Origin of the sequence: Rhodopseudomonas sp. BR0G17, from assembly GCF_010907025.1 — a bacterium.
Classification (GTDB): domain Bacteria; phylum Pseudomonadota; class Alphaproteobacteria; order Rhizobiales; family Xanthobacteraceae; genus Rhodopseudomonas; species Rhodopseudomonas palustris_H.
The window spans coordinates 1-433 of sequence record NZ_QUML01000156.1 but is presented as its reverse complement, the minus strand read 5'-3'; the positions used below and the strand labels follow the sequence as shown (position 1 = coordinate 433).

1 protein-coding gene and 1 pseudogene are annotated in these 433 nt (G+C 66.7%); both read right to left on the bottom strand.

Annotation, left to right across the window (positions count from 1 at the left end):
* Window positions 1-224: pseudogene (locus DY467_RS25645) on the bottom strand (class I SAM-dependent methyltransferase); the annotation flags it as partial.
* Window positions 221-433, bottom strand: a 213-nt coding sequence (locus DY467_RS25640) for a prolipoprotein diacylglyceryl transferase family protein (RefSeq protein ID WP_205502837.1), incomplete at its 5' end; no start/stop codon positions are given. The gene DY467_RS25640 and the pseudogene DY467_RS25645, both read right to left, overlap by 4 nt.

Genomic DNA, 433 nt, shown 5'->3' with positions numbered 1-433 from the left:
GCCTTCCACACCGAGGCCGACCACAGCCCGAGCAGTTCGCCGAACATCTGGCTGATCTCGGGCGAGGTGGTGAAGTCACCCTCGCGGCCGAGCGGGTCACGGGTGATGTAGTAGCCGTGCTGGGGATGGCCGAGACACAACTCCATGTAGCGCCACACCGGCATCGGGCCGGCGGCCTTGATCAGCCGCTTGATCTCGGTGGCGAGCGCGGTCTGGTCGATCATGAGGCGGACTCGCTCGGATGGGTCGAGGCGGCAGGCGAGGTCACCTGTCCACGGCGCCAGGTCGCGATCATCACGCCGATGCCGACGATCACCATCGGCACCGACAGCAGCATCCCCATCGTCAGCCCGCCCCACAGGAAGCCGAGCTGCGGATCGGGTTCGCGGAAGAACTCGCCGGTGATGCGGGCGAGGCCATAGAAGGTGAGGAA